General features: G+C 60.0%; 8 protein-coding genes. 5 read left to right on the plus strand and 3 right to left on the minus strand.

What is annotated here, in order from left to right; all coding sequences use genetic code 11:
* The first annotated feature begins 1 nt into the window (after window position 1).
* Both ACIQV9_RS12220 and purT read left to right on the plus strand, forming a co-directional pair.
* Window positions 2-469: a preQ0 transporter gene (locus ACIQV9_RS12220; RefSeq protein ID WP_010463021.1), complete on the plus strand. Its 468-nt coding sequence runs from the start codon at window positions 2-4 to the stop codon at window positions 467-469.
* 99 nt (window positions 470-568) lie between these two features.
* On the plus strand, window positions 569-1,750 hold the full coding sequence (purT, locus tag ACIQV9_RS12225; protein WP_403101451.1) for a formate-dependent phosphoribosylglycinamide formyltransferase: 1,182 nt from the start codon (window positions 569-571) through the stop codon (window positions 1,748-1,750).
* Window positions 1,751-1,862: 112 nt separating this feature from the next.
* Here purT and ACIQV9_RS12230 read toward each other — a convergent pair whose 3' ends face one another.
* From ACIQV9_RS12230 to ACIQV9_RS12240, 3 genes are all read right to left on the minus strand, one after another.
* Window positions 1,863-3,179, minus strand: coding sequence for an MFS transporter (locus ACIQV9_RS12230; RefSeq protein WP_403101453.1), 1,317 nt, complete (start codon window positions 3,177-3,179; stop codon window positions 1,863-1,865).
* A gap of 490 nt (window positions 3,180-3,669) precedes the next feature.
* The gene (locus tag ACIQV9_RS12235; RefSeq protein ID WP_403101455.1) at window positions 3,670-4,902 is read right to left on the minus strand and encodes a transporter associated domain-containing protein; all 1,233 of its coding nucleotides are present in this window, start codon (window positions 4,900-4,902) and stop codon (window positions 3,670-3,672) included.
* Window positions 4,903-4,914: 12 nt separating this feature from the next.
* Window positions 4,915-5,727, minus strand: coding sequence for an inner membrane protein YpjD (locus ACIQV9_RS12240; protein ID WP_403101457.1), 813 nt, complete (start codon window positions 5,725-5,727; stop codon window positions 4,915-4,917).
* Between the two features lie 210 nt (window positions 5,728-5,937).
* Here ACIQV9_RS12240 and ffh point away from each other — a divergent pair, with 210 nt between their 5' ends.
* The 3 genes from ffh to rimM all read left to right on the plus strand — a co-directional run.
* On the plus strand, window positions 5,938-7,314 hold the full coding sequence (gene ffh, locus ACIQV9_RS12245; protein WP_003209589.1) for a signal recognition particle protein: 1,377 nt from the start codon (window positions 5,938-5,940) through the stop codon (window positions 7,312-7,314).
* A gap of 250 nt (window positions 7,315-7,564) precedes the next feature.
* A complete protein-coding gene (gene rpsP, locus ACIQV9_RS12250; protein ID WP_010463010.1) occupies window positions 7,565-7,816 on the plus strand; it encodes a 30S ribosomal protein S16 in 252 nt (83 codons plus the stop codon).
* A gap of 5 nt (window positions 7,817-7,821) precedes the next feature.
* A partial coding sequence (gene rimM / locus ACIQV9_RS12255; RefSeq protein ID WP_403101460.1) for a ribosome maturation factor RimM occupies window positions 7,822-8,197 on the plus strand: 376 nt, incomplete at its 3' end.

Raw genomic sequence — 8,197 nt, forward strand, 5'->3', positions numbered from 1 at the left:
CATGTTCTTCCTGATCGCCTACATCAGCAGCGTCGTGCTGATCAACTACGCCTTTTCCACCGCCCCTCACCTGGACATCATCTGGTCAGCCTGGGGCGGGTTGGTGTTTGTGTTACGCGACATGGTGCAAACCCGCTTCGGCCACGGTGCGATCGCGGCGATGCTCGCGGCGCTGGTCCTGTCCTATGTCACTTCCGACCCGTCCATCGCACTGGCCAGCGCCACGGCCTTCGCGGTGTCCGAATGCATCGACTGGCTGGTGTTCAGCATTACCAAACGCCCGCTGCACGATCGCCTGTGGATAAGTTCGGCCCTGAGCATTCCCCTCGACACCTTCATCTTCTTCGGCATGATCGACGCCTTCACTCCGGCCGTGATCCTCACCGCCATGGGCTCGAAGTTCGCCGGCGTGACGGTTGTGTGGCTGATCATGGCCTGGCGCTTGCGCAAACAGGCCGTCGCCAGCTGAAGCCAAACCCTGCGGTTCATGTAAAATGCCGCGCTTTCTCCCCATGGGAAGCGCGCCAGGCGCTGCGACCCTCGATGATCCGCTTCTTGAGGACCTGAGATGACCCGTATCGGAACTCCATTGTCGCCAACCGCGACCCGCGTATTGCTGTGTGGCTGTGGTGAGTTGGGCAAGGAAGTGGTGATCGAGCTGCAACGCCTGGGCGTTGAAGTGATTGCCGTCGACCGTTACGCCAACGCACCGGCCATGCAAGTCGCGCATCGCAGCTACGTGATCAACATGCTCGACGGCGCCGCCCTGCGTGCCGTGATCGAAGCCGAGAAGCCGCACTTCATCGTGCCGGAAATCGAAGCCATCGCCACCGCGACCCTCGTGGAGCTGGAAGCCGAAGGCTTCAACGTGATCCCGACTGCTCGCGCCACGCAGCTGACCATGAACCGTGAAGGCATCCGTCGCCTGGCCGCTGAAGAATTGGACCTGCCGACCTCGCCGTACCACTTCGCCGACACCTTCGAGGACTACAGCAAGGCCGTCCAGGACCTGGGCTTCCCGTGCGTGGTCAAGCCAGTGATGAGTTCGTCGGGCAAAGGCCAGAGCCTGCTGCGCAGTGCTGATGATGTGAAAACCGCTTGGGATTACGCTCAAGAAGGCGGCCGCGCCGGTAAAGGTCGCGTGATTGTCGAGGGCTTTATCGACTTCGACTACGAAATCACTCTGTTGACCGTGCATCACGTCGGCGGCACGACCTTCTGCGCGCCCGTCGGCCACCGTCAGGAGAAGGGCGACTATCAGGAATCCTGGCAGCCACAAGCCATGAGCCCGATTGCCCTGGCGGAATCCGAGCGTGTTGCCAAAGCCGTCACTGAAGCCTTGGGTGGCCGTGGTCTGTTTGGTGTCGAGCTGTTCATCAAAGGTGATCAGGTGTGGTTCAGCGAAGTGTCGCCGCGCCCGCATGATACCGGTCTGGTGACCCTGATTTCCCAGGACCTGTCGCAGTTCGCGCTGCACGCACGGGCGATCCTGGGCCTGCCGATTCCGCTTATTCGTCAGTTCGGTCCATCGGCTTCGGCGGTGATTCTGGTGGAAGGGCAGTCGACCCAGACCGCGTTCGCCAACCTGGGTGCTGCGTTGAGTGAGCCGGATACGGCGTTGCGCCTGTTCGGTAAGCCTGAGGTCAATGGCCAGCGCCGGATGGGCGTGGCGTTGGCGCGGGATGAGTCGATCGAAGCGGCTCGTGCCAAGGCTACCCGTGCTTCTCAGGCTGTCGTAGTCGAGCTGTAACCGAGGCGCGGCCATCGCGGGCAAGCCCGCTCCCACAGGGTTTTCGGTTGATCACAAATTTTGTGCACACCTGAAATTCTGTGGGAGCGGGCTTGCCCGCGATGGCGTCTTATCAGGTCACCCGATTCAAATCGTTATGCCGCGTCTCCTTCAGGCACAGCACCGCAATCAAACTCAGCACCGCCGCCCCCGACACATACCCGCCGACATAACTCAAACCGCCCATCGCCACCAGTTTCTGCGCGAAGAACGGTGCCGCCGAGGCTCCGACGATTCCGCCCAGGTTGTAGGCTGCCGACGCGCCGGTATACCGCACATGTGTAGGAAACAGCTCCGGCAGCAGCGCGCCCATCGGCGCAAACGTCACGCCCATCAGAAACAGCTCGATGCACAGGAACAGCGCCACGCCCCAGGTCGAGCCTTGGGTCAGCAGTGGTTCCATCAAGAATCCCGACAGGATCGCCAGCACACCGCCGATGATCAGCACCGGTTTACGCCCGTAACGGTCGCTGGCCCAGGCTGACAGCGGTGTGGCCGCCGCCATGAACAGGACGGCGAAGCACAGCAGTCCGAGGAAGGTTTCGCGGCTGTAGCCGAGTGTCGACACGCCATAACTCAGCGAAAACACCGTCGAGATGTAGAAAAGCGCGTAACACACTACCATCGACCCGGCACCCAGCAGCATTGGCGCCCAGTACTGGCTGAACAGCTCGACCAGCGGGATCTTCACTCGCTCCTGACGGGCCATGGCGTTGGCAAACACCGGGGTTTCGTGGAGTTTGAGGCGCACATACAGGCCCACCATCACCAGCGCGGCGCTCAGTAGGAACGGAATTCGCCAGCCCCACGAGCGGAACTGCTCGTCATTCAGGGTCATGGCCAGCGTCAGGAACAGGCCGTTAGCCGCCAGAAAGCCAATCGAAGGGCCGAGCTGCGGGAACATGCCGAACCAGGCGCGCTTGCCCTTGGGCGCATTCTCCGTCGCCAGCAACGCCGCACCGCCCCATTCGCCGCCCAGGCCGAGGCCTTGGCCGAAACGCAGCACGCACAGCAAGATTGGCGCCCAGGCTCCGATGCTGTCGTAACCCGGCAGCACGCCAATCAGCGTGGTGCATACGCCCATCAACAGCAATGAAGCGACCAGTGTCGATTTGCGCCCGATACGATCACCGAAGTGCCCAAACAGCGCAGATCCCAAGGGTCGAGCCAGGAAGGCAATACCAAACGTGAGGAACGCCGACAGCATCTGGGCGGTGCCGGAGGTCTGCGGAAAGAACACCGGACCGATCACCAGTGCCGCAGCGGTGGCGTAGACGTAGAAGTCGTAGAACTCGATGGCGGTGCCGATGAAACTCGCGGTCGCCACGCGGGTGGCGGAGTTCGTCGGTTGCGCAGGTGTGGTTTCGCTGTAAGTCGTGCTGGTCGTCATGCGGTTATCCCTGACAGTCATGTGCCCCAGTGGAGCGAATTATTATGGTCGAACACCCAGGGATGTGGGAGTGAGGCGCGGCCACTGTTCAAGGTAGGAACAGTCGTCGGTGTAGTGCGGATAGTGCCGATGGTCTGGCCGGAACCTGCTGCGTGCGGGGTAAGCACGTGGTTCGGCGGGGGCTTGGGTAAGCGGATTTGATTATAGGAAGGTGGCTAACGATCAAACAAGGGCTTGGGCTGGCGATGACACTATTGAATAGGCTGACAAAGACAACAAAGACCAAGGGTTGGCAATGCAATTGTGGCGAGGGGATTTATCTGTGGCGAGGGGATTTATCCCCGTTGGGCTGCGAAGCGGCCCCAAGACTTCAGGTGAGGTTTATCAGGTAGCATCCAGTTGCAGATATTTTGGCGTTGCTTCGCAACGCAACGGGGATAAATCCCCTCGCCACAGATAAACCCCATGCCCCCAGGGCAGGTATCAGGGTTTAGGTCACTGCTGGTATCGAACTGGTATGCCAGATCAAAACCTGAGTAATCCGATTATCTTCCGTCTCCAGAATTTCCAGTCGATAACGCCCGATCTTCAGGCACACCGCGCTGTCCGGAATCGTCTCCAGCGCCTCGGTCACCAACCCGTTAAGGGTTTTCGGGCCGTCGCTGGGCAGGTGCCAGCCCAGGCTCTTGTTCAATTCGCGAATCGACGCCGCACCTTCGATCATCAGTCGCCCATCGGCCTGTGGATGGATATGCGGGTTGTCCAGGCTGTGCTGGCTTTCGAATTCGCCGACGATTTCTTCGAGAATGTCTTCCAGGGTCACGATGCCGAGCACTTCGCCGTACTCGTCGACCACCATGCCCAGGCGTCGCTGCTGTTTGTGGAAATTCAAGAGTTGCAGCTGCAACGGCGTGCTTTCCGGTACGAAGTACGGTTCGTGGCTGGCGGCCAGCAGCGCTTCGAGGGTCAGGCTCGCATCAGGTAGCAAGTGGCGGATCTGCCGGGTATTGAGCACCGCTTCGACCTGGTTGATATCGCTGTGAAACACCGGCAGGCGCGTGCGCTTGTTGTTGCGCAGTTGCTCGATGATCTCTGCGAGGGAGTCGTCGAGGTTGATCCCGTCGACATCACTGCGCGGCACCAGAATGTCGTTGACCGTGATGTTATCGAGCGCGTGGATGCCCGACAGCGGGTGGGGTCGGCAGACGGCTTCGTGATCGTCCTTGCGCTCGCTGGGGCTCTCGTCTTCGCTCTGTTGCACCACTTTGACTTTGCGGGCAAACGGTCGCATCAGCAGCCGAGTGAAGCCATTGAGCAGCCAGGCGGCCGGGTAGATGATTTTCAGTGGCGCGCCGAGCAACGTGTTGCCCAAGGCCAGCACGGCGTCGGGATAGCGCACGGCGAGGGAGCGCGGCAGGTAGTCGGCGAACATCAGAAGCGCGACCCCGGCGCCCAGGCAGGCAATCCATGGACCGTTTTCCGCCCAGATGAAGATCGCCAGCAAGGTGCTGATAACCACTGCCAGTGCGCGACACAGGGTATTGCAGAAGATCAGGCTGTTGAGCGGAAAGCTCAGCTTTGCGACCGGTTTGTCGCTGGAACGCGAGGCGGTGCGCTGGGCCAGCAAGTGCTGTTGTGCGGATTCGATGGCGGTAAACAGCCCCGACCATAAAATCAGCAGGGCCAATACCGCGAGCATCGGCCCTATGGGCAAGTCGTCCATTAATGCCGCCCGTCAGATGTGCAGGATGTATTCACGGACCAGCTTACTGCCGAAGTACGCCAGCATCAGCAGGCAGAAACCGGCGAGGGTCCATCGAATGGCTTTGTGTCCGCGCCAGCCGAGGCGGTTACGGCCCCATAGCAGCACGCTGAAGACGATCCAGGCCAGGCAAGCCAGCAAGGTTTTGTGCACCAGGTGCTGGGCAAACAGGTTGTCGACGAACAGCCAGCCAGACAGCAGCGACAGCGACAGCAGGGTCCAGCCGGCCCAGAGGAAGCCGAACAACAGGCTTTCCATGGTTTGCAGCGGGGGGAAATTCTTGATCAGGCCCGACGGGTGTTTGTGCTTGAGCTGATGGTCTTGCACCAGCAGCAACAAGGCCTGAAACATCGCGATGGTGAACATGCCGTAAGCGAGGATCGACAGCAGGATGTGCGCGAGGATGCCCGGCTCTTCGTCGATGACCTGCACCGTGCCGGCGGGGGCGAACTGCGCCAGCAGCACCGTGGCAGCACCGAGCGGGAACAGCAATATAAGCAGGTTTTCCACCGGGATCCGCGAACAGGCCAGCAGGGTCAGGGCGATGACCGCTGCGGCAATCAGGCTGGCGGCACTGAAAAAGTCCAGGCCCAGGCCGATCGGGGTCAGCAGGTGGGTGAACAGGCTGGCGCTGTGAGCCAGCACGGCCAGTACGCCGAGCGTGACCAACAGGCGTTTGTTCGCCTTGGCGCCACTGGCCAGACGAGTGCCTTGATAGATAGTCGCAGCGGCGTATAAGCAGGCGGCGGCGAGGGTAGTCAGCAAACTGGGTGACAAGGGGAGCATAAATCCTGTTAGGCAAGCCCGAAAGGCGCTGAGTTTGGCATAGAACCCCCGCAGCACGAAAGACCATGCAACCTGACGACGAGGTGTCCGCCAGACGCAGTCTTCGCTATAATCCGCGACCTGCCCACGCCGCAGGCTCGCCGAGCACATGTTTATTCCGGTCTGGGCCGCCATTATCCCGGTCTACACAGGGCCTGAAAGGATCGCGCAATGTTTGAAAACTTAACCGACCGTCTCTCGCAGACGCTGCGCCATGTCACCGGCAAGGCCAAGCTGACCGAAGACAACATCAAAGACACCCTGCGCGAAGTGCGCATGGCGTTGCTCGAAGCTGACGTCGCCTTGCCGGTGGTGAAAGACTTCGTCAATTCGGTCAAGGAGCGCGCCGTCGGCACCGAGGTGTCGCGCAGCCTGACGCCAGGCCAGGCTTTCGTGAAGATCGTCCAGGCCGAACTCGAAAGCCTGATGGGCGCCGCCAACGAAGACCTGAACCTGAGCGCCGTTCCACCGGCCGTGGTCCTGATGGCCGGTTTGCAGGGTGCGGGTAAAACCACCACCGCCGGCAAACTCGCGCGCTTCCTTAAAGAGCGCAAGAAGAAGTCGGTCATGGTCGTGTCCGCGGACGTTTACCGTCCGGCGGCGATCAAGCAGCTGGAAATGCTCGCCGGTGAAGTCGGCGTCACCTTCTTCCCGTCTGACCTGAGCCAGAAGCCGGTCGACATCGCGCAAGCGGCTATTAAAGAAGCCAAGCTGAAATTCATCGACGTGGTCATCGTCGATACCGCCGGTCGTCTGCACATCGATGAAGAGATGATGGGCGAGATCAAGGCGCTGCACGCCGCGATCAACCCGGTCGAAACCCTGTTCGTGGTCGATGCCATGACCGGCCAGGACGCCGCCAACACGGCCAAGGCCTTCGGCGACGCATTGCCGCTGACCGGTGTGATCCTGACCAAGGTCGACGGCGACGCCCGTGGCGGTGCCGCGCTGTCGGTGCGTGCCATCACCGGCAAGCCGATCAAGTTCATCGGTATGGGCGAGAAGAGCGAAGCGCTCGAACCGTTCCACCCTGAGCGTATTGCGTCGCGCATCCTCGGCATGGGCGATGTGCTCAGCCTGATCGAACAGGCTGAAGCGACCCTCGACAAGGACAAGGCCGACAAGCTTGCGAAGAAATTAAAGAAGGGCAAGGGCTTCGATCTCGAAGACTTCCGCGATCAGCTGCAACAGATGAAGAACATGGGCGGCCTCGGCGGCCTCATGGACAAACTGCCGAACATCGGCGGCGTGAACCTGGCGCAGATGGGCAATGCCCAGGGCGCGGCAGAGAAACAGTTCAAGCAGATGGAAGCCATCATCAATTCCATGACCCCGGCCGAGCGCCGCGACCCTGAGCTGATCAGCGGTTCGCGCAAACGCCGGATCGCCATGGGTTCCGGCACCCAGGTGCAGGACATCGGTCGCTTGATCAAGCAACACAAGCAGATGCAGAAGATGATGAAGAAATTCTCCGCAAAAGGCGGAATGGCCAAAATGATGCGCGGCATGGGCGGTATGTTGCCCGGCGGCGGCATGCCGAAGATGTAAAGAATTCGCGTCGGCATTTATGTCGGCGCTTACCCACAGGGACGTGGGATCAACAGCAAACCCGCACTTGGCGGGAGCTGACTGGCCGTTTTCAACGACGGCTCTATAGCAAATCTTGATGGCGGCCGATAGGCAGCCGGAAAAAGACATTTGCAAAAGTCCGGATATTCCTTAGAATATGCGGCCTTTCGGGCACCTATGCCCGCTGTGCCTTTAGATTTGCAGCACCGACTACAGGAACGATGTTCACATGCTAACAATCCGTCTTGCCCTTGGCGGCTCCAAAAAGCGCCCGTTTTACCACTTGACCGTAACCGACAGCCGCAACCCGCGCGACGGTTCGCACAAGGAACAGGTTGGTTTCTTCAACCCTGTTGCTCGTGGTCAAGAAGTCCGTCTGTCCGTGAACCAAGAGCGCGTAGCCTACTGGCTGAGCGTTGGTGCACAACCTTCTGAGCGTGTTGCTCAGTTGTTGAAGGATGCATCTAAGGCTGCGGCCTGAGCAATATGAACGCGACGCCTGCCATTGCTGATGATTTGATCGTTATCGGCAAGATTTATTCTGTTCATGGCGTTCGCGGCGAAGTGAAGGTTTATTCCTTTACTGATCCGACTGAAAACCTGTTGCAGTACAAAACCTGGACGCTCAAGCGCGAAGGCAATGTGAAACAGGTCGAGCTGGTCAGCGGACGCGGGAACGACAAGTTCCTGGTCGCAAAGCTCAAGGGTCTTGATGATCGTGAAGAAGCTCGTCTTCTGGCCGGTTATGAGATCTGCGTGCCGCGCAACCTGTTCCCTGAATTGACCGACGGCGCGTACTCCTGGTACCAGCTGGCAGGTCTGAAGGTTATTGATCAACTCGGGCAATTGCTCGGGAAAATCG

It is taken from the genome of Pseudomonas sp. NPDC099000 (assembly GCF_044759925.1).
In the GTDB taxonomy this organism is placed as follows: domain Bacteria; phylum Pseudomonadota; class Gammaproteobacteria; order Pseudomonadales; family Pseudomonadaceae; genus Aquipseudomonas.